Genomic DNA, 18,297 nt, shown 5'->3' on the forward strand with positions numbered 1-18,297 from the left:
AGCGGTCAGGTGCGGTGGGTGACGCGGAGCCAGAGGACGGCGTGCGCCGCGACCTCGAGACCATCGTGGAGCGACACCCGCCGGCCCTCGACGAGATCCTCGGTGTCGCTGGCCAACCCGGACAGCGTGACGGCGTCGACGGATGCCGCGTGATCGCTCACGTTCGCGAGCACGAGCACGCCACCGTCGGCGCCCGGGCGCAGGAACGCGACGATCGCATCGACGTGCGCGTCGAACGGGATCAGCTCGTTGCCGGCGAACTCGGGGGTCGCGCGTCGCACGTCGATCAGCCGTGACAGCCGTGCGAACACGCGGCCGGCGGGCGTCGAGGCATCCGCGCGGTCCACGTCCCCGTCGACGCGCCGGGGGCGATGCACCCAGCGGCTGTCGCCCGCCTCGGCCGGATCGGACAGGTAGGCGTAGTCGTTGAGCTGCGCCACCTCGTCGCCGAGGTACAGCAGCGGGATGCCGCCGGTCGACAGGGCGAGCGCGTGGGCGAGCACGACGCGGTCCTCGCCGCCGGCGTCGCCCGTCTCGATGCCGGCCAGGGAGGCCGTGGTCCCCGCGATGCGCGCGTCGCCGGTGCGCGGGTTCTCCTGGAACGGCACACCCTTCGCGAACGAGCCGTCGACGCGGCCGACGTAGAAGTCGTTGAGGAAGCGGCGGTGGGAGTGCCCGTGGATGCCGAGCTCGGCGGCATCCTCGTCGGCGAACGTCCAGCCGATGTCGTCGTGGCTGCGCACGTAGTTCACCCACGCGGTTCCCGCGGGGAGGGCGTGGCGGCGTGCGAGGGCCTGCTGCAGCATCCGTCCGTCCCTCGTCGCGAGCGCCTCCCACGTGAGCGCCATCTGCAGCGGGTTGTAGGACAGGCGGCATTCGCCGGGGGAGATGTACTCCGAGACCTCGTCGGGGTGCACGATCGCCTCGGACTTGAACAGCAGGCTCGGGGCGGCCATGCGCAGCACCGCGTTGAACGCCTGCAGCAGGAGGTGCGCCTCGGGGAGCGACTCGCACGGGGTGCCCAGACGCTTCCAGATGAAGGCGACGGCATCCATCCGCAGCACCTCCACTCCCTGGTTCGCGAGGAAGAGCATCTCGCCGGCCATCGCCTCGAAGACGGCGGGATTGGCGTAGTTGAGGTCCCACTGGAAGTGATAGAACGTCGCCCACACCCAGCGTCCGTCGGCGAGCTGCACGAACGAGCCGGGGTGATCGTCGGGGAAGATCTCGCGCGTGGTCCGCTCGTACGCGTCGGGCATCGTGCGGTCGGGGTAGATCAGGTAGAAGTCGTCGAAACGCGGGTCGCCCGTGACGGCCTTGCGTGCCCACTCGTGCTCGTCGCTCGTGTGGTTGAAGATGAAGTCGACCACGAGCGAGATGCCCGCTTCGCGCAGGTCTGCGGCAAGATCCTTGAGCTCGGCCATGGTTCCGAGCTTCGGGTCGACCCGCCGGTAGCTCGAGACCGCGTAGCCGCCGTCGCTGTTGCCCTCGGGGCTCTCGAACAGCGGCATGAGGTGCAGGTACGTCAGCCCCAGCTCCTGGAAGTACGGGATGCGATCCCGGATGCCGCGCAGCCCGCCCGCGTAGCGATCGACGTAGCAGACCCCGCCGAGCATGCGCTCCGACTCGAACCACGTCGGCTCTGCCTCGCGGGTGTGGTCGTGGGCCTTCAGCTCGGGCGGCCGCTCCTGCCAGGAGCGTGCGGCGAGGGAGACGACGGATGCCAGGCGCTCCGCGCTGTCGTCGCGGTCGCCGTAGAGCGTGCGGAACAGGCCGTGCAGGCGGGGGAGCTCTTCGTCGACGCGGGCGAGGAAGTCGGGGTCGGCGACAGGCAGCGTCGCGACGATGCGGGCGACGTCGGCGGTGACGTCATCGCTCAGTGGTGGCACGAGACCTACTCTCTCGCACCGCCCCCGCGGAAGGCTACGGCGCGCCCGACCGCACGCCCACGCACGTGGGGGACGACGCGTCGACAGGCTCGGCCACCAGGCGTCGGGGAGGATGGGGGCATGAGTGCGGCGGATCGCCCCGGTCTGCGGGTGACAGCGGGCACGACCATTCCCGAGGCGGAGCTGTCGTGGCGCTTCTCGCGCTCCTCGGGCCCGGGCGGGCAGGGCGTGAACACCACCGACTCGCGTGTGGAGCTGGTGTGGGATGCCGCGCGCTCGCCCGTGCTCTCCTCGGTGCAGCGCGAGCGGCTGCTCGAGCGGCTGAAGGGCCGACTCGTCGACGGAATGCTGGTGGTCGCGGCATCCGAGCATCGTGCCCAGCTGCGCAACCGGGAGGCGGCGCGAGAGCGGATGACCGCCCTGGTGGCAGAGGCGCTCCGTCCGCCCGCGGCACCGCGCCGCGCGACGAAGCCGACGCGCGGCTCGAAGGAGCGGCGGCTCGAGGGCAAGCGCCGGCGGACGGACGTCAAGCGCCTCCGGCGACCGCCGGGGGAGTGACCGGCCGGTAGGCGTCCGCAGGTCAGTCCGGGACGATCGTCACGCTCTCGATGAGACCGTCGCGGAGGACGAAGCGGAACGGGCTCGTCCCGTTGAAGCCGTCACCGGTCACGGCGAGGTGCACGAGATAGGTGTCGTCCGACTCGCGCGCGAGGTCGACGAGGTCGAAGTGCGAGTGCTTGCCGATGTTGTCGGTGCGGTCCCACTCGCGGATGGCGTCGTGGCCACGGGCGACGCGGCCCCAGTCATCCAGGGAGCCGTCGGGCGCGAAGGCGGCGACGAATGCGTCGGAATCAGCGCTGTTCGTCGCGTCGATGAACGCGGAGATGGGGGAAGGAGTGTCGCTCATGGTGCGATCCTCGCGCGCCGTCGGCGTGGAGTCCACTGCGCGTTCGGCGACCGGCCGGCGCGGCGGTAGCGTCGGAGGATGACCATCGAGTACTTCCGTGCGCCCGTCGCGGAGATGTCGCCCGCGGTGCTCTACCGGGTGCTCTGGCTGCGCGTGCACGTGTTCGTCGTGGAGCAGCAGGCGGCGTATCCCGAGATCGACGGTCGCGACATCGAGCCGGGCGCCGAGCTGCTGTGGGCCGCCGACGGCGACGACGTGCTCGCCACGCTGCGCATCCTCACGGACGCCGACGGTCTGCGCATCGGACGGGTGGCCACCGCCCCGCAGGCGCGCGGCCGCGGTCTGGCCGCCGATCTCATGCGGCAGGCGGTGCAGCGATGCGTGTCCCTCGACCCCGCCGCCACGATCCGGCTCGACGCGCAGCTGCAGCTGGAGGACTGGTACGCGCGGTTCGGCTTCCGCACCTCGGGCCCCACGTATGTCGAAGACGGCATCCCGCACATCCCGATGGAACAGGTGCCGGAATGACCTCCGAACCCACCTTCCCCGTCCCCGGGCGCGCCGCTTGACTATGTCGACGCGAACCGCTGGGATGACAGGAAAGTCGCATCTGTGCGTGCACCGTGAACCGCACGGCGCCGACGTCGCAGCTGTGACATCCCGACGTCAGGCCGAGATATGTCACCGCAAGCGCTGAAGAGACTGGTGCCCCGCGGCATCCGTCTGCGGAGCAAGATGCGCTGGAAGAACGGGCGGTGGCGTCTCGCCACGCCCGACCGCATCGCCCTCGAGGACGTGATCGTGCCCGGGATGCTCGCGCGCGACGATGTGCGGCGCGTGCTCGACATCGGCGTCGCCTGGTACACCCGTTCGTACCCGAAGCTGTTCGCCGGCGTCGACTACTGGACGGTCGATTACGACCCGGCCTCCGAGAAGATCGCCAGCAGACAGCACCACACCGTGTCGGCGACGCAGCTCGACACGGTGTTCGATGCGGGCATGTTCGACCTGATCGTCTGCAACGGCGTGGTCGGGTGGGGGCTGAACAAGCCCGAGGACGTCGCGACCGGTGTGAACGCGATGGCCACGGTCCTGCGCCCCGGAGGCTGGCTGGTGCTCGGCTGGAACGACATGGAAGGTCGGCGCGTCGCGGGCCTGGATGCGCTGCTCGCCGAGCGCTTCGAGCGGGCGGTCTTCCCGCCGGTCGGCGCGGATCACCTCATTCCCGACACGCCGTACGCCCACCGCTTCGACTTCTTCGTACGGAAGTGACCCCGTGAGCGGCGTCCCTCCGGACTCGCAGGAACCGGCGGAGAGCGTCCTGATGATCTGGGCGCACTACGACGACGACCTGATCTTCGCCAACCCGACGCTGATGCACACGCTCGACAGGGGCGGTCGGGCGCACGCCTGCTTCTTCACGGCGTCGGACGCCGGCAAAGGGATGTCTCCCTACGTCGACGGCCGCGAAGCCGGCATCCGGGCGGCCTACGACGCGATGCGCGACCGGCGGAACGAGTGGATCGACCGCACGATCACGCTTCCCCACGGCGTCACCCTGACCCTGACGCATCCCGTGGACGACGACACGGTCTCGCTCTCGTTCCTGCGTCTGCCCGACGGCGGGCTCACCGGGGGAGGGTGGTGGGGCACCGGGTATCAGACCCTGCCGAAGCTGTTCTCGGGCGAGCTGTCGTCCATGACCACCCTCGACACCGGGCAGCGGATCACCGTCGACCTGCTCCGCAGCACCATCGCGCACCTCGCGAGCGCGTATCGGCCGAGCATGGTGATCACCCACCACCCCGGCTACGAGGACGCGCACGGCGAAGACCATCCCGATCACCAGACGGTCGGTCGTCTCGTCGCGTCGGTGGTCGAAGACGGGGGCATCCCCGCGGAGATCGCCCGCTACGCAGTCGGATACCCCGACGCGAACCTTCCCGCCAACATCGCTCCCGACATCCTGCGGCGCAAGCTCGAGATCTTCGCCGCGTACGCGGCGCACGACCCGGTTGTGGCGCGCGGGCACGTGGACGAGTACCTGCAGGTGCGCGGCTTCGGAGACTGGCTGCAGCGCCACTACCTCGAGAGGCACAGCGGGCTGCTCCTGCCGGGGCGGCACTCCGCCGCGGACGCGGAGTCCATCCCGGGCTGAGCCGGCCCACCCGATCGGGCCCGGGGAACCGCCTGACCAACCGACGAAACGTCGATATCGCGACAGACGGCTCAGGAGTCGCTCAGCCGTTCCGCAAGATCGCGGATCCCGCGCCCCGAGGGTGAGAACGTGGATCAATGCCCTACCTCGACGATGACGACGACCACGTCTGTCATCCGGTGTGGTGCCGGGCGCTGACCGACGAGATCGACCCTGACCCGGTGTGGTGGCACCAGACTCCCGCGATCACCTACGTGTCGATCGGCGGACCGCGGGGGCCGGAGATCTACGACGTCACGGAGCCGCTGTTGGGCGCTTATCTGAACGCGAGGGGGATCGATCCGCTATGAGCGTGGACGCGATCGACGAACGCCGGATGACCCTGCGCTTCTCCGGTCGATGCCGCATCTGCGACGCGCGGCTGGCGGCCGGAACACGCGCGATCTACGAGCGGTCCGGTCGCACGGTGCGCTGCATCGAATGCGCGGTGGGCACCACGGGCGAGATGCCGGCGCCGGCCGAGGTGCGGGCGTTGATCGCGAGCGCGACGGAGGAGGCATCCGCGTCGGCGACGCAGGCCGCATCCGTACCGACGACGGATGCTGCGACCGCCCGCGCCCTCGTCGAGCCCGAGAGTCTGCGGCTGCGCGCGCCGGCCTCGGCGGTGATCGCCGAGACCCTCCGGCAGCAGGAGAGCGCGCCGCCGCCGTCGTGGCTCTTCCGGCTGCTCGGCCGCAGCCCGCTCACCGCGGAGAGCCGGCCGTGGTACCTCGGCGCCCTCGGCGAGCTCGAGGTCGGACGGGTGCTCGACGAGCTCGGCGGCGGGTGGACGGTGATCCACGCCGTGCCGGTCGGCCGCAAGGGAGCCGACCTCGACCATGTCGTGATCGGGCCGGGAGGGGTCTTCACGATCAATGCGAAGTTCCACGAGGGCCGGAAGGTGTGGGTCGGCGACGCGCGGCTGCTGGTGAACGGGCAGCGTACCGACCACCTCCGCAACGCCGCCTTCGAGGGCCGGCGCGCGGCCAAGGCGCTCACCGCGGCGGTCGGCGCGCGGGTCGATGTGACCCCGATCGTGGCGATCGTGGGCGCGCGCAGCATCGTGATGCGCGGCCGGCCCGCAGAGGTCGTCGTGTTGAGAGCGACTCAGCTGGTGTGGTGGCTGTCGAAGCGGCCGGTCGTCCTCTCGCCCGACCAGGTGCAGCGCGTGGTGGACCGCGCGGTCGAGCCGGCGACGTGGGGTGGGGCGGATGCCGTGCCGGCCGATCTCGCCCGCTTCGCGCAGCTGCGGGACGACGTCGTGTCGGCCGCCCGTCGACGCTTCGCGTGGGCGACCGCGGTGCTGCTGGCGGTGTGCGCGTGGCCGGTGGGCACCGCTGTGACGACGCTCATCGGGATGCTGCGCGCGGGCTGAGCCGCGGGAGGTCGCCGGGGAGCGGACCCGGCGAGCATGTGTTCCGCGTGTCGGGGGTCCGGCGTAGCGTGATCGGCGCGACCATCGCGGCCGCGCCGTCATCGAAGGGGATCGGGATGAGCGCATCGTCGAGCAGGATCACGCCGGCGCAGTTCCATCGGGCGCCGGGCGTCGGCGAATGGCGCGTCACGGCCACCGGACCGCAGGCGGTGTTCGCCGCGGCATCCCTCGCCGAAGCGGCGGGTCTGGTCGGCCCGGTCGTCGCGGCCGCGGAGCGGTGGGGCGTACGGCCCGACGTCGACCTGCGTCCCGAGGCCGTCGTGGTGCGCGTGCCGAACGGCGCGGACGGCGGCATCCCCGACGGCGCCCCGGAGTTCGCCGCCGCCGTGTCGCACGCGGCCGAGGGGCTGCGGCTCGTCGCCGACCCGTCGCGCGTGCAGTCGATCGGCCTCTACGTCGCGCAGCACTCGGCGGCCGACGTGCGCCCGTTCTTCACCGCCGCCCTCGGCTACGCCGAGCTCGGCGACGGCGACGCGGTCGATCCGCTGCGCAGCGGCCCCGTGCTCGCGTTCAATCCGCTCACCGGCGACGCGCCGGGGCGCGGCCGCACGCACCTCGACGTCTTCGTGCCCGCCGACCGGGCGCAGGCGCGCGTGGACGCGGCGCTCGCCGCCGGCGGGCGTCTCGTCGACGACACCCACGCGCCGGACTGGTGGTCGCTCGCCTCGCCCGACAACCACGGCGTCGACATCGCGTCCTGGACCGATACGTACGAGTGAGCGGATGCGGGGCCGGCGAGGAGCCCCGATGCCCTCACCGGCTGCCCGCGACGGCGACCGCCGTCACCAGCCGAGCTCGCCCCGGTCCTCCTGGAACGTGCCGGTGGGACCGTCGGCGTCGATCATCGCCATCCGGGCGACGACCTCGGCGCTCTCCGATGCCGGACGCCCCGGGTGACTGCCCGGATCGCCGCCGCCGAGCTCCGTGGCCGTGATCCCCGGCTCGACGGCGTTGACCTTGATGCCGGGGTGGGCCATCGCGTACTGCACCGTCAGCATCGAGACGGCCGCCTTGCTCGAGCCGTAGATCTTCGACACGAAGTGCGAGGCCGGTCGCGACGGCTCGTGCGTCGCCCAGAACGAGCCGAGCGCGCTCGACACGTTCACGATGACGGGGTTCGCCGAGGCATCCAGCAGCGGCAGGGCCGCCTCGGTCATGCGCACGATGCCGACGACGTTCGTGTCGAACACCTCGAGCACGCTCGCGCTGTCGAGCGCCTCGTTCATGCCGCCACCGCGCTTGGCGATGCCGGCGTTGTTGACCAGCACGTCCAGGCCGGTGCCCGACTCGGCGATCGTGGTGACGGCCGCGGCGACGGAGGCGTCGTCGGTGACGTCGAGCTGTACGAATCGCGCTCCCACCTCGTCGGCGGCGGCGCGGCCGCGGGTCTCGTCGCGCGCGCCGAGCCAGACGGTGTGGCCGGCGGCGACCAGTGCACGGGCGGTTTCCTTGCCGAGGCCCTTGTTGGCCCCGGTGATCAGTGTCGTTGTCATGGCTCCACGATGCTCCTCCGACGCGGCGGCAGACAGTCGTCGCGTTTTCGTAGGACTCCCAGGGCCACCACAGCGCGGCCGGATGCGCGCAGACTGGACGCATGGAAGCGTGGGAGTTCGGCAGCGCGGTGCGTCGGTGGCGTGATCGCGTCGCTCCGGATGCCGTCGGCCTCTCCTCCGGCGGACGCCGCCGGGCCGCCGGCCTGCGCCGTGAAGAGCTCGCCGCGCTCGCCGGGATCTCGGTGGACTACCTCACCCGCCTCGAGCAGGGCCGGGCGACCGCCCCGTCGGAGCAGGTGGTCGAGGCGCTGGCCCGGGCGCTGCGCCTCGCCGACGCCGAGCGCGACCAGCTCTTCCAGCTCGCCGGTCGGGCCGCTCCCGGCGCGGGCCTCGTGCCCGCGCGGGTTCCGCCCAGCGTGCAGCGACTGCTCGACCGGTTCACGGGCATCCCCGTGATCGTGTACGACGCCGCCTGGAACGTCGTCGTGGCCAACGCGCCGTACGACGCACTGATGGGCCCCACCGCCGCCCTGCGCGGCAACGAGCGCAACGGCGTGTGGCGCAACGTCCTCGGGCCGCCCTCGCGGGCCCGTCAGACCGCCGACGAGCACGACGCCCAGGTGCGCGCGCTCACGGCAGATCTGCGTGCCACCATGGCCCGCTACCCGCACGACGACCGCCTGCGCCGACTGGTCGCCGAGCTGCGCGCCGAGAGTGCGACGTTCGACGCGCTGTGGCAGACGGTGACGGATGCCGCGCCCACCGAACTCTCGCGTCGCAAGATCATCGATCACCCGACCGTCGGGCCGATCGAAGTGGACTGCGACACGCTCGTCGTCGCACAGGACGACCTGCGCATCATGGTCTACACCGCCGACCCCGGCAGCGCCGACGCCGAGCGGCTCGAGCTGGCGATCGTGCTCGGCACCCAGTCCCTGGTCTGAGCTCACGGGGCGCCGTCGGGCGCCTGTGCTACCGTGGACGCCACCGGCACCCCCGGCACCTCGCGTCACCTCTGCCTCAACGTGGAGAAGCAGACACCTCGACGCTCGCCGCCACCGCGGCGCATCTCGTTCGCCGTTGCGCGGGCTCTCCGCCCCGACAGCGCCCCCTCCCCAGATTGATCATGCTCTCTTCGCTCTCCTCCTCTTCCGACGCCCTGCGCTGGCGTCCCGCCGACGACGGCGTCTTCGTCGCGACCCTCGACGGCGAGTACGCCGGCTTCGTCGCCCGCACCCCGCAGGGGTACGAGGCGCACAGCGCCGTGGGTCTCGACCTCGGATGCCACACCACCCGCGATCTCGCGAGTTCGGCCGTGGCCGCCTCCCTCGACGTCGCCGCCGGACCGGCTGTTCCGATGCACGGGCGGCGCAGCATCCGCCGCCCGTTCCTGCCGCCCCGCGGGAGCGCCCGTCGCGGTCGCAGCCCCCGTTCGAGCAACGGCTGAACACTGTCTGGGAAACCCTGAACATTCCGTCCCGGACATAGGCCCTGACGTAGTCTGAGGCCAGCGATCGGCATCTGCCCTTGGCTCCGCACAGGCCAACGGTCACGATCCGAATCGGGTGCAGTCATCTCTTCCACCACTCTCGAGCCGACGCTCGGACCCATCCGCCAGACCTACGCCGGAACAGCGGAGTTCCCACCCCTCACGCAGGCCTACACCGAGGTGTCGCAGGTGGTGCGCGAGACGGGACTGCTGGCCCGCGCCCCCTGGTTCTACTCGCTCACCGGCGTGGCGATCGCCCTCGCCTTCGGCGGCGTCGTCACCGGCATGATCCTGCTGGGCGACAACTGGCTGCAGCTGCTGATGGCCGGTGCCCTCGGCATCCTCTTCACACAGGTCGCGTTCCTCTCGCACGAGGCCGCCCACCGGCAGATCCTCACGTCCGGCCCGGCCAACGACCACCTCGCCCGCGTGCTCGGCAACGGCATCGTGGGCCTGAGCTACTCGTGGTGGACGAGCAAGCACACGCGCCACCACGCCAACCCCAACCGCGTCGGCAAAGACCCCGACATCGATGTCGACACGATCTCGTTCCTCGACGTCGACGCCTCCTCCGCCCGGGGCCTCCGCCGCCTCATCACGAAGCGCCAGGGCTGGCTGTTCTTCCCTCTGCTCACGCTCGAGGGCATCAACCTCCACGTGCTCGCGTTCCGTCACGTGTTCGGTCGCGGACCGGTCAAGGCGCGGATGCTGGAGCTCGGTCTCCTGCTCGCCCGCTTCGCGATCTTCGTGGTCCCCGTGTTCCTGATCCTGCCGCTGGGCATGGCGTTCGCGTTCCTGGGCGTGCAGCTCGCGGTCTTCGGCGTGTACATGGGCGCCTCGTTCGCCCCGAACCACAAGGGCATGCCGGTCATCGCGCCGGGCGCCAAGCTCGACTTCTTCAGCAAGCAGGTGCGCACCTCGCGCAACGTCTCCGGCGGCTGGTGGGCGACGTGGCTCATGGGCGGCCTCAACTACCAGGTCGAGCACCACCTGTTCCCCAGCATGGCGCGGCCCCACCTCGCAAAGGCGCGCGGCATCGTGCGCGACCAGTGCGCCCACCTGAACGTGCCGTACACCGAGACCACCCTGTGGCGCTCCTACGGCATCGTGATCGCCTACCTCAACCGCGTCGGACTCGCCGCGCGCGACCCGTTCGACTGCCCCGTCACCGCCACGTACCGCCGCGCCTGAGCGCCGTCGCCGGTTCCTGCTAGCTTCGTCCTGATCGGGGGATCACGGCACGGGGGTGCCGGGCGCGCGATGTCCGCGCGGACGGACGGGGGACGACATGCGATCCATGACGAGGTGGATGCCGGTGGTCGCGGTGGCGGCCGTGATCGCGCTGGCGGGCTGCACGCCGCAGCCGGGCGCAGCGAGCTCCGGCGTCGCATCGAACCGCGCCGGTGTCGGTGAAGGGTCGGCGACCGCCACGCTCGTCGCGGTCGTCGACGGGGACACGATCGAGACAAGCGCCGGCACGGTGCGCATCATCGGGATCGACACGCCCGAACGCGGCGAGTGCGGGCACGACGAGGCATCCGCCGCTCTCACCTCCGCGGTCGCGCCCGGTGACGCCGTCACGCTGACCCTCCCCGCGGGCGAGAACGACACCGACGACTACGGGCGGCTGATCCGCTACGTCGTGACGGCGGGCGGCGTCGACCTCGGGATGCTGCAGCTGCAGGCCGGGAACGCCGTGGCCCGGTACGACTCGCGCGACGGGTACCCCGCGCACCCGCGGGAGGTCGAGTACCGCTCCGCGCAGCTCGCCTCGCTCGACGTGGGCCGAAAGGTCGTGACGGCGGCATGCGCGGCGGCCGCGGCGCCGCCGGCGCCCGTCGTCGAGCCGGCGCCCGTCGTGGTGGCGCCCGCCCCCGCGCCGCCCGCCGCCGTTCCGGCGACCGACACGTGGTGGACCGGGTACGGCTCGTGCACGAAGCTGAAGCAGAACACGGTCGGGCACCCGACCGGCCCCTTCAGCCGCGACGATCCGGCCCAGGCCGCCATCTACACCTGGTTCACGCAGGGCACCGGCCACAACGGCGACGGCGACGGCGACGGGCTCGCCTGCGAGTAGCCTGCGTCGACCGGGCCTCCGAAGATGGTCCTCCTGGCGTACACCGGATCACCCTGGCGGACGACGCGCACCCGGTGGCCTGCTCCGTACCGTCGAGGTATGACCGCCCAGCCCTCGACCGCCCTCGCCGTCCGTCCGACCACCTCGACCGCGCTCGTGCGCTCCAGGCCGCGCGAGCGCTCCAACGTCATGAACGCGTTGCTCGCCGTCGGCGGATGGATGGGTGTGATCACGATCATCGGCGCCGCCTCCGCCCTCACCGCGGTGAGCGCTTTCATGGTGTTCGGTACGGCGCTGCTCTCTCGCGTCTGAGACCGGCGCCGCGCGGGAATCGGATCACCCGCGCAGCTGTGCGAGCAGCTCGACGTGGTCGGCGGTGCCGGACGACTCCGCGATCCGGTCCTGCACCACGCGGTGGAACGCGAACTCGGCCACGTTGACGTGCCGCCGGGTCGCGGCGACGCCGCGGAAAGCGCCCGTGTGCGTGCCGCTGCCGCGCAGATGCACGGCTAGGCGGTCGTCCTCGACGAGGATCTGGATGCGTCGCCACCGCCAGTCCGGGAACGCCCGGAACAGCTCGTCGAGGTCCGCGATCCATGCGTCGGCGCCACCGGGGAGGTGCGCCCGCCGCACGCCCGGGTCGAGGAAGTCGCGGACCGCGTCGAGGTCGTGGCGGTTGCAGGCCTCGAGGAAGTCCGCGTGCCACGCGCGCATCTCCCACGATTCCATCCCCTCATTATCCGGCGGGGGACGGATGCCTCGACGCGCCCGCTCCCGCCGACCACACTGGAGACGTGGACCCGACCGTCGACGACCGGCGCGAGCTGGCGCTGCTGCAGCTGCGCGCCTACGGTCCGTCCGGCGGCGACCCGCTGTCGCCGTCGGAGGCTGTTCGGCTGGAGGAGCTGGAGGCTGCCGCGCGCCGCCGCCGCTTCCCGCTCGCCCTCGACGCCGCCGGGCGGGAGGAGAGACTCCCCAGCGCCGCGTCGGCCGAGCCACCGCCACTCCACCCGGCCGCCCTCACCGCGCCGGAGGAGCCGGTCCGCCCGCCGGTGCGCCGGTGGTGGGTTCGCGCCGCCGCAGCCGGCGGTGTGGCGGCGGCAGCGGCGATCGCGGTCGTCGTCTCGGTCGCGGTCGGCGCCGGGGCGGGCGGACCGCCGGAGGCCGAGGCATCCGCCGCGTCCTTCCCGGAGTTCGCGACCGCCCAGACCGGTGCCGATGAGCTGCCGGCCGACGGGGTCGCCGCACTCGTCCCGGCGATCGCGCCGGAGACGACGCGCTTCCTCGGCCGGCTCGACGGCGTCGACCTCTACCTCGCGCGGACGCGGGACTACCCGGGCGTGTGCGTGATCTCGCGAGACGAGACGGCGGATGCCGCGCTCAGCGCCGGATGCGGGGGAGCGGTCGGCCCCGACGGCGGCGGACTGCTGCGCGGGGTCACCGGGCGGCTGAGCGTCACCGTCGGACCGTTCGCCGGTCCGCCGCCGCTCGGCGATCCGATCGCGCTGTCCGAGAGCGTCACGGCGTTCCGGCGGGTGCTCCCTCCGCAGCCCACCGGCCCGCCGTCCGCGCGCCCGACCCCCTAGCGCCGCATGACCGCACCGCCCACCATGGAGGGATGACGGGTCAGAAGCTGCTCGAGGGTCGGAACGTCATCGTCTACGGGGCGGGAGGGCTCGTCGGCGCCGCGATGTCGCGGGCGTTCGCCGCCGAAGGGGCCCGTGTGCACCTCGCCGGACGGCATCGGGAGAGTCTCGACCCCGTGGTCGACGACATCCGGGCCGCAGGCGGAATCGCCGAGGCCGCGGAGGTCGATGCCCTCGACGAGGCGCAGGTCGACGCGCACGCCGATGCGGTCGCCGCCGCGGCGGGTTCGATCGACGTCTCGATGAACGTCATCTCGGTCGGCGACGTGCAAGGGACTCCGCTCGCCGAGATGACGCTCGCCGACTTCGAGCAGCCCGTGCACACGGCCGTGCGCACCACGTTCCTCACGGCGCGCGCCGCCGCACGGCACATGATCCCGCAGGGGTCGGGCGTGCTGCTGTTCTTCGGCGGCATCGGCGACCCCGTGCGCGACTACAGCATCGGCGGATTCCAGGTCGCGCTCGCCGCGACCGAGATGCTGCAGCGGCAGCTGTCGTCGGAGCTGGGCCGGCACGGCATCCGCTGCGTCACGATCCAGACGGGCGGGATGGTCGACGGCGTGCAGGATCAGCCCGAGATCCTCGAGATGGTCACCGGCGACACGATGCTCGGCCGAGGCGCCACCACCGCCGACGCGGCGAACGCGGCGGTGTTCGCGGCATCCGATCGCGCCTCGATGATCACGGCGTCCACCATCAACATCTCGGGCGGGTCGATCCTGCCCTGATACCGCCCTTCCACCTGCACGCGACGAACCCCCGATGCCAAGCGGCACCGGGGGTTCGTCGGACGGATCTCGGCCGTGCCGGGAGATCAGCCCTGCGTCACGAGGGCGAAGCGCACCCCGCCGTCCTGGGCGACCTCGGCGTCGAGCACGCGGTCATCCAGCAGCGGGACGACCTCCTGGTCGACGAAGACGCGGGCACCGGCCACCTCGACGACCGCGTCCTGCGGCTCGGGGGTGCTGCTGATGCCCAGTTCGAATCCGGTGGCGGGCTCGGCCGCCTCGCGGATGCGCAGGTCGGCCTCGGGGCCGACCTGGGAGCCGGTCACGATGGAGGTGACGGCGGTCGCGGCGTTCTCGGTGAGTGTGAGCATTTCTGCTCCCTTCCGTATCGGCGTTGGGTCAGCCACGATTCCGAGAATGCTCGGAAGGCGCAACCCACGGCCGCCATTCGGAGGGGACTCACATATTCGCGGAAGGAATCAGTGGGCCGCTTCGTATGCCTCGACGACGGATGCCGGAACGCGTCCGCGCTCGGAGACGTCGAATCCGTTCGACTTCGCCCACGCGCGGATCGCGGACGTGTCGTTTCCGGTGGCGCGCCGCGCGCGGGGTGCGGCGGAGGATGCGGAGGCGCGGGCGGAGCCGACCCGGCGCGCGGCCGTCCGGTACCGCTCGAAAGCGGCGCGCAGTTCCGTCGCGTTGGAGTCGGTGAGGTCGATCTCGTAGGCGACGCCGTCGAGGGAGAACAGGACGGTCTCGCCCTCGCCGACCTCGATCTGGGTTCCGTCGAGGTCATCGATGAGCTGGTGAACGATCTTGCGAGCCATGATCGGAAGTGTATTCCTCCGCGCAGGAAAAGAAGAATGGCGCGTGGCTTTGTCGCAATTCGAAGAAACGCAACGTCGACGCTATTCGCGCGACCGCCGATTCACGGCGGAATTCCCACGCGACGGGCTTTCGCCACCGCGGCATGGCGGGTCGAGGCATCCAATTTCGCCATCGCCGACGCGAGATAGGACTTCACCGTCGCACTCTTCAGATTCAGCGATTCACCGATCTCGGCATTCGTGGCGCCCAGTGCCGCGCACGCCAGCACATCCGTCTCGCGTGCGGTCAGGCGGATGTCGGTCTCGTCGGAGGACGGCGCGTCGTCGCGGGGGATCGACGCGATGCGGCGCTCGAGCCGTTCCAGCCGCTCGCGCAGTGCCGCGTCGGTCACCGACGCCGTGATGGAGCGCAGCTCGGCGTAGGTCTCGCGCAGCTCCTCCTGGGCAGCCGCCACCAGCGGGACGGATCCGGTCGCGGGCAGCTGCGACATCCGCCGCTCCACCTCCTCGCGCACGCGCAGCTCGGTGGCGAGTGCCTCGGCGACACCGAAGGCGGGGCGCGCCACGACGTCCCCCACCGGCGCCTCCGCCCACGAGCCGCAGTAGATGACGCCCCGCGCCGAGCCGGACACCACCACGGGGATCGCGAAGAGCGTGGAGATGCCCTCACCCAGGATCGCGCGGTCGTAGTCGTGCGTGATGCTGCGGGCGGCCTTGTAGTCGAGCGCGACGCGAGGTCGCTTCTCGACGAGCGCGCGGCCGCCGAGACCACGCATCGACTGCACCACCAGGCCGTCGATGCTGCGCGTGCGCGCGCCCACGATCGAGGAGACGTGGATGGCGCCGTCGTGCTGGAGCCCGCCGAAGGCGACCGGGAAGCGGGTGCGGCGTGCGAGGTCGGCCACCGCGCGCGCCAGCAGCTGCTCGCTGCTGTCGGCCTCCACGGGTGCGAACACGCACTACCTACTTCCGGGGGTGACGGCCACTTCGCCGCCTTCGTAGCGTCGACTGTATCACCGGGCTCGCCGCCCCCGGCCGGCCCGCTCCCCAGCCCGGCGCCGTGCTGCGCCGGTCCATGAGGCAAGGAGGCCCCATGTCAGACCCCCGCCCGTCGCCGCCCGCCGGCATCGACTACGTCGCCGTCGAGAACTCGCCGCCGTTCGTCGAGCTGAAGCGCACGCAGCGCAGTTTCGTGTTCCCGCTCGCCGTCGCGTTCCTCGTCTGGTATTTCGCCTACGTGCTGCTGTCGTCGTTCGCGACCGAGTTCATGTCGCAGCGCGTGTGGGGTGACATCACCGTCGGGCTGCTGTTCGGCCTCGGGCAGTTCGTCACCACCTTCGCGATCACGATGGCCTACGTCGCCTACGCCAACCGCCGTCTCGACCCGAAGTCGGCGGCCATCCGCGCCGAGCTGGAGAAGCAGGAGGTCGCGTCGTGAACGCCCTCGAATCAGCGCTCGGCGCCGTCCACGCCGCCGTCCAGACGGTCGAGAACAACCCGGTCCTGAACATCTCGATCTTCGCGGCGTTCGTCGCCGTGACGCTGTTCATCGTGCTGCGCGCCAGCCGCAACAACAAGACCGCCGCCGACTACTACGCGGCCGGCCGATCGTTCACCGGCCCGCAGAACGGGTTCGCGATCGCGGGAGACTACCTCTCGGCGGCATCCTTCCTGGGCATCTGCGGCGCCATCGCGATCAACGGCTACGACGGGTTCCTCTACTCGATCGGGTTCCTGGTGGCGTGGCTGGTGGCGCTCCTGCTGGTGGCCGAGCTGATGCGCAACACCGGCAAGTTCACGATGGCCGACGTGCTGTCGTTCCGCCTGAAGCAGCGGCCGGTGCGCATGGCCGCCGCCATCACCACGCTCGCGGTCTGCTTCTTCTACCTCTTGGCGCAGATGGCCGGCGCCGGCGGACTGGTGTCGCTGCTGCTGGGCATCAAGGAGTCGATCGGGCAGTCGATCGTCATCGCGGTGGTCGGCATTCTGATGATCGTGTACGTGCTGATCGGCGGGATGAAGGGCACCACCTGGGTGCAGATCGTCAAGGCGTTCCTGCTGATCGGCGGCGCACTCGTGATGACGATCTGGGTGCTCGCGATCAATGGGTTCAACCTCAACACGCTGCTCGAGAGCGCGGTGGCCGCATCGCCCAAGGGCGAGGCCATCCTCGGACCCGGGCTGCAGTACGGCAAGAATCCGTGGGACTTCGTGTCGCTCGCGATCGCGCTGGTGCTGGGCACCGCGGGCCTGCCGCACGTGCTGATGCGCTTCTACACGGTCCCGACCGCGAAGGAGGCGCGACGGTCGGTGGTGTGGGCGATCTGGCTGATCGGCATCTTCTACCTGCTGACGCTCGTGCTCGGCTACGGCGCCGGTGCGCTCGTGGGCCCCGAGGCGATCATGGCCGCACCGGGCGGAGTGAATGCCGCGGCGCCCCTCCTGGCCCTGCAGCTCGGCGGGCCGATCCTGCTCGGCTTCATCTCGGCGGTCGCGTTCGCGACGATCCTCGCGGTGGTCGCCGGGCTCACGATCACCGCCGCCGCGTCGTTCGCGCACGACATCTACGCGAACGTGATCAAGAAGGGCGACGCGTCGCCGGCCAGCGAGGTCAAGGTCGCCCGGCGCACCGTGGTGGTGATCGGGCTCGTCGCGGTCGTCGGAGGCATCGGGGTGCAGGGCCAGAACGTGGCGTTCCTCGTGGCGCTGGCGTTCGCGGTGGCCGCCTCGGCGAACCTGCCGACGATCCTGTTCTCGCTGTTCTGGCGGCGGTTCACCACGCGCGGCGCGGTGTGGAGCATGTACGGCGGCCTCGCGGCCGCGGTGATCCTCATCGTGCTGTCGCCGGTGTTCTGGGGCACGCCCACGAGCGTGTTCAAGGACACCGGAGTCGCGATCTGGCCGTTGAACAACCCCGGAATCGTGTCGATCCCGCTCGGATTCCTCCTGGGCTGGCTCGGGTCGGTCACGTCGCGCCGTGCGGAGGACCCGCGCAAGGCGGCGGAGATGGAGGTGCGCTCGCTCACCGGCTTCGGAGCGGAGAAGGCCTCGTCCCACTGATCGGCGGAAGGATGCGCGGCGCCGGCGGCCTACACGCCGGCGCCGCGCTCCAGCTCCAGCAGGTGGCGCTTCACCTCGGGCCTGCCGCCGTACTCGCCGATCGACCCGTCGGCGCGGATGACCCGGTGCACCGGCACCACGACGGAGAACGGCGTGAGCCGGCAGGCGGTGCCGGCCGCGCGCGCCGCGCCGGGCCGCCCGGCGAGCACGGCCACCTCGCCGTAGGACGCCGTCTCGCCGTACGGGATCCGCTCGATCGCGTGCAGGGCGTCGAGCGTGAAGCCCGACACGAGCCGCCAGTCGAGGTCGAGCTCGAACCCTGTGCGCTCGCCCTCGAAGTACTCGTCGAGCTGCCCGACGGCGTCGTCGCCGATCCCGTCGTCGGGCACCACCGGCGCGCGCAGCAGCAGTGAGACGCGCTCCAGCTCGAACGCGAGCGGTCCCTCGAAGGGGTGCAGCGTCACGATCCCCTCGTCGCCGGCGACGATCACGATGTCGCCGACGGGGGAGGGGGTCACACGGGCGAGGAACTCGGTCATGACCCCATCC

At 71.5% G+C, this 18,297-nt stretch carries 24 protein-coding genes; 16 read left to right on the forward strand and 8 right to left on the reverse strand.

The window, feature by feature from the left end; translation table 11 throughout:
- Positions 1–5 precede the first annotated feature (5 nt).
- On the reverse strand, positions 6–1,880 hold the full coding sequence (locus tag ACSJDX_RS08985; protein WP_438354959.1) for an alpha-amylase family protein: 1,875 nt from the start codon (positions 1,878–1,880) through the stop codon (positions 6–8).
- Between the two features lie 129 nt (positions 1,881–2,009).
- Between ACSJDX_RS08985 and arfB the strand changes: the two genes are divergently transcribed.
- The gene (gene arfB / locus ACSJDX_RS08990; protein ID WP_438352346.1) at positions 2,010–2,447 is read left to right on the forward strand and encodes an alternative ribosome rescue aminoacyl-tRNA hydrolase ArfB; all 438 of its coding nucleotides are present in this window, start codon (positions 2,010–2,012) and stop codon (positions 2,445–2,447) included.
- 22 nt (positions 2,448–2,469) lie between these two features.
- Here arfB and ACSJDX_RS08995 read toward each other — a convergent pair whose 3' ends face one another.
- Entirely contained in the window at positions 2,470–2,796 is a 327-nt protein-coding gene (locus ACSJDX_RS08995) for a nuclear transport factor 2 family protein (RefSeq protein WP_438352347.1), read from the reverse strand.
- A gap of 78 nt (positions 2,797–2,874) precedes the next feature.
- On the opposite strand from ACSJDX_RS08995, the gene ACSJDX_RS09000 reads away from it, so the two are divergent.
- The 6 genes from ACSJDX_RS09000 (at position 2,875) to ACSJDX_RS09025 (ending at position 7,147) form a co-directional block, all read left to right on the forward strand.
- Positions 2,875–3,324, forward strand: coding sequence for a GNAT family N-acetyltransferase (locus ACSJDX_RS09000; protein WP_438352348.1), 450 nt, complete (start codon positions 2,875–2,877; stop codon positions 3,322–3,324).
- Positions 3,325–3,501: 177 nt separating this feature from the next.
- Positions 3,502–4,068: a methyltransferase domain-containing protein gene (locus ACSJDX_RS09005; RefSeq protein ID WP_438352349.1), complete on the forward strand. Its 567-nt coding sequence runs from the start codon at positions 3,502–3,504 to the stop codon at positions 4,066–4,068.
- Between the two features lie 4 nt (positions 4,069–4,072).
- On the forward strand, positions 4,073–4,954 hold the full coding sequence (locus tag ACSJDX_RS09010) for a PIG-L family deacetylase (protein ID WP_438352350.1): 882 nt from the start codon (positions 4,073–4,075) through the stop codon (positions 4,952–4,954).
- 137 nt (positions 4,955–5,091) lie between these two features.
- Positions 5,092–5,304: a hypothetical protein gene (locus ACSJDX_RS09015; RefSeq protein ID WP_438352351.1), complete on the forward strand. Its 213-nt coding sequence runs from the start codon at positions 5,092–5,094 to the stop codon at positions 5,302–5,304.
- 2 nt (positions 5,305–5,306) lie between these two features.
- Positions 5,307–6,368, forward strand: a complete 1,062-nt coding sequence (locus tag ACSJDX_RS09020; protein WP_438352352.1) for a nuclease-related domain-containing protein — start codon at positions 5,307–5,309, stop codon at positions 6,366–6,368.
- Positions 6,369–6,484: 116 nt separating this feature from the next.
- On the forward strand, positions 6,485–7,147 hold the full coding sequence (locus tag ACSJDX_RS09025; protein ID WP_438352353.1) for a VOC family protein: 663 nt from the start codon (positions 6,485–6,487) through the stop codon (positions 7,145–7,147).
- A gap of 63 nt (positions 7,148–7,210) precedes the next feature.
- Here the strand turns inward: ACSJDX_RS09025 and ACSJDX_RS09030 are convergent, their stop codons facing one another.
- The gene (locus ACSJDX_RS09030; protein ID WP_438352354.1) at positions 7,211–7,921 is read right to left on the reverse strand and encodes an SDR family NAD(P)-dependent oxidoreductase; all 711 of its coding nucleotides are present in this window, start codon (positions 7,919–7,921) and stop codon (positions 7,211–7,213) included.
- Between the two features lie 101 nt (positions 7,922–8,022).
- Here ACSJDX_RS09030 and ACSJDX_RS09035 point away from each other — a divergent pair, with 101 nt between their 5' ends.
- The 5 genes from ACSJDX_RS09035 (at position 8,023) to ACSJDX_RS09055 (ending at position 11,799) form a co-directional block, all read left to right on the forward strand.
- Complete coding sequence (locus ACSJDX_RS09035) at positions 8,023–8,865, forward strand: helix-turn-helix transcriptional regulator (protein WP_438352355.1); 843 nt, start codon at positions 8,023–8,025, stop codon at positions 8,863–8,865.
- Positions 8,866–9,047: 182 nt separating this feature from the next.
- Entirely contained in the window at positions 9,048–9,368 is a 321-nt protein-coding gene (locus tag ACSJDX_RS09040; protein ID WP_438352356.1) for a hypothetical protein, read from the forward strand.
- Positions 9,369–9,494: 126 nt separating this feature from the next.
- Entirely contained in the window at positions 9,495–10,601 is a 1,107-nt protein-coding gene (locus ACSJDX_RS09045) for a fatty acid desaturase family protein (protein ID WP_438354960.1), read from the forward strand.
- 97 nt (positions 10,602–10,698) lie between these two features.
- Complete coding sequence (locus ACSJDX_RS09050) at positions 10,699–11,487, forward strand: thermonuclease family protein (protein ID WP_438352357.1); 789 nt, start codon at positions 10,699–10,701, stop codon at positions 11,485–11,487.
- Positions 11,488–11,586: 99 nt separating this feature from the next.
- Positions 11,587–11,799, forward strand: a complete 213-nt coding sequence (locus ACSJDX_RS09055; protein WP_438352358.1) for a hypothetical protein — start codon at positions 11,587–11,589, stop codon at positions 11,797–11,799.
- Positions 11,800–11,823: 24 nt separating this feature from the next.
- Here ACSJDX_RS09055 and ACSJDX_RS09060 read toward each other — a convergent pair whose 3' ends face one another.
- A complete protein-coding gene (locus ACSJDX_RS09060; RefSeq protein ID WP_438352359.1) occupies positions 11,824–12,216 on the reverse strand; it encodes an ester cyclase in 393 nt (130 codons plus the stop codon).
- A gap of 65 nt (positions 12,217–12,281) precedes the next feature.
- Here ACSJDX_RS09060 and ACSJDX_RS09065 point away from each other — a divergent pair, with 65 nt between their 5' ends.
- On the forward strand, positions 12,282–13,073 hold the full coding sequence (locus ACSJDX_RS09065) for a hypothetical protein (RefSeq protein ID WP_438352360.1): 792 nt from the start codon (positions 12,282–12,284) through the stop codon (positions 13,071–13,073).
- 32 nt (positions 13,074–13,105) lie between these two features.
- Entirely contained in the window at positions 13,106–13,861 is a 756-nt protein-coding gene (locus tag ACSJDX_RS09070) for an SDR family NAD(P)-dependent oxidoreductase (RefSeq protein ID WP_438352361.1), read from the forward strand.
- Between the two features lie 86 nt (positions 13,862–13,947).
- Here ACSJDX_RS09070 and ACSJDX_RS09075 read toward each other — a convergent pair whose 3' ends face one another.
- The 3 genes from ACSJDX_RS09075 to ACSJDX_RS09085 form a co-directional block, all read right to left on the reverse strand.
- The gene (locus ACSJDX_RS09075; RefSeq protein WP_438352362.1) at positions 13,948–14,232 is read right to left on the reverse strand and encodes a Fe-S cluster assembly protein HesB; all 285 of its coding nucleotides are present in this window, start codon (positions 14,230–14,232) and stop codon (positions 13,948–13,950) included.
- Between the two features lie 108 nt (positions 14,233–14,340).
- Positions 14,341–14,688: a histone-like nucleoid-structuring protein Lsr2 gene (locus tag ACSJDX_RS09080; RefSeq protein WP_438352363.1), complete on the reverse strand. Its 348-nt coding sequence runs from the start codon at positions 14,686–14,688 to the stop codon at positions 14,341–14,343.
- 101 nt (positions 14,689–14,789) lie between these two features.
- Positions 14,790–15,644, reverse strand: a complete 855-nt coding sequence (locus ACSJDX_RS09085) for a response regulator transcription factor (protein WP_438352364.1) — start codon at positions 15,642–15,644, stop codon at positions 14,790–14,792.
- Positions 15,645–15,781: 137 nt separating this feature from the next.
- Here ACSJDX_RS09085 and ACSJDX_RS09090 point away from each other — a divergent pair, with 137 nt between their 5' ends.
- Positions 15,782–16,126, forward strand: coding sequence for a DUF485 domain-containing protein (locus ACSJDX_RS09090; RefSeq protein WP_438352365.1), 345 nt, complete (start codon positions 15,782–15,784; stop codon positions 16,124–16,126).
- The gene (locus ACSJDX_RS09095; protein ID WP_438352366.1) at positions 16,123–17,748 is read left to right on the forward strand and encodes a solute symporter family protein; all 1,626 of its coding nucleotides are present in this window, start codon (positions 16,123–16,125) and stop codon (positions 17,746–17,748) included. The genes ACSJDX_RS09090 and ACSJDX_RS09095 overlap by 4 nt, the downstream gene beginning before the upstream one ends.
- A gap of 29 nt (positions 17,749–17,777) precedes the next feature.
- On the opposite strand, the gene ACSJDX_RS09100 is transcribed toward ACSJDX_RS09095, so the two are convergent.
- Positions 17,778–18,287: a methylated-DNA--[protein]-cysteine S-methyltransferase gene (locus ACSJDX_RS09100; RefSeq protein ID WP_438352367.1), complete on the reverse strand. Its 510-nt coding sequence runs from the start codon at positions 18,285–18,287 to the stop codon at positions 17,778–17,780.
- Positions 18,288–18,297 lie beyond the last annotated feature (10 nt).

It is taken from the genome of Microbacterium fluminis, from assembly GCF_051549805.1.
In the GTDB taxonomy this organism is placed as follows: Bacteria; Actinomycetota; Actinomycetes; order Actinomycetales; family Microbacteriaceae; genus Microbacterium.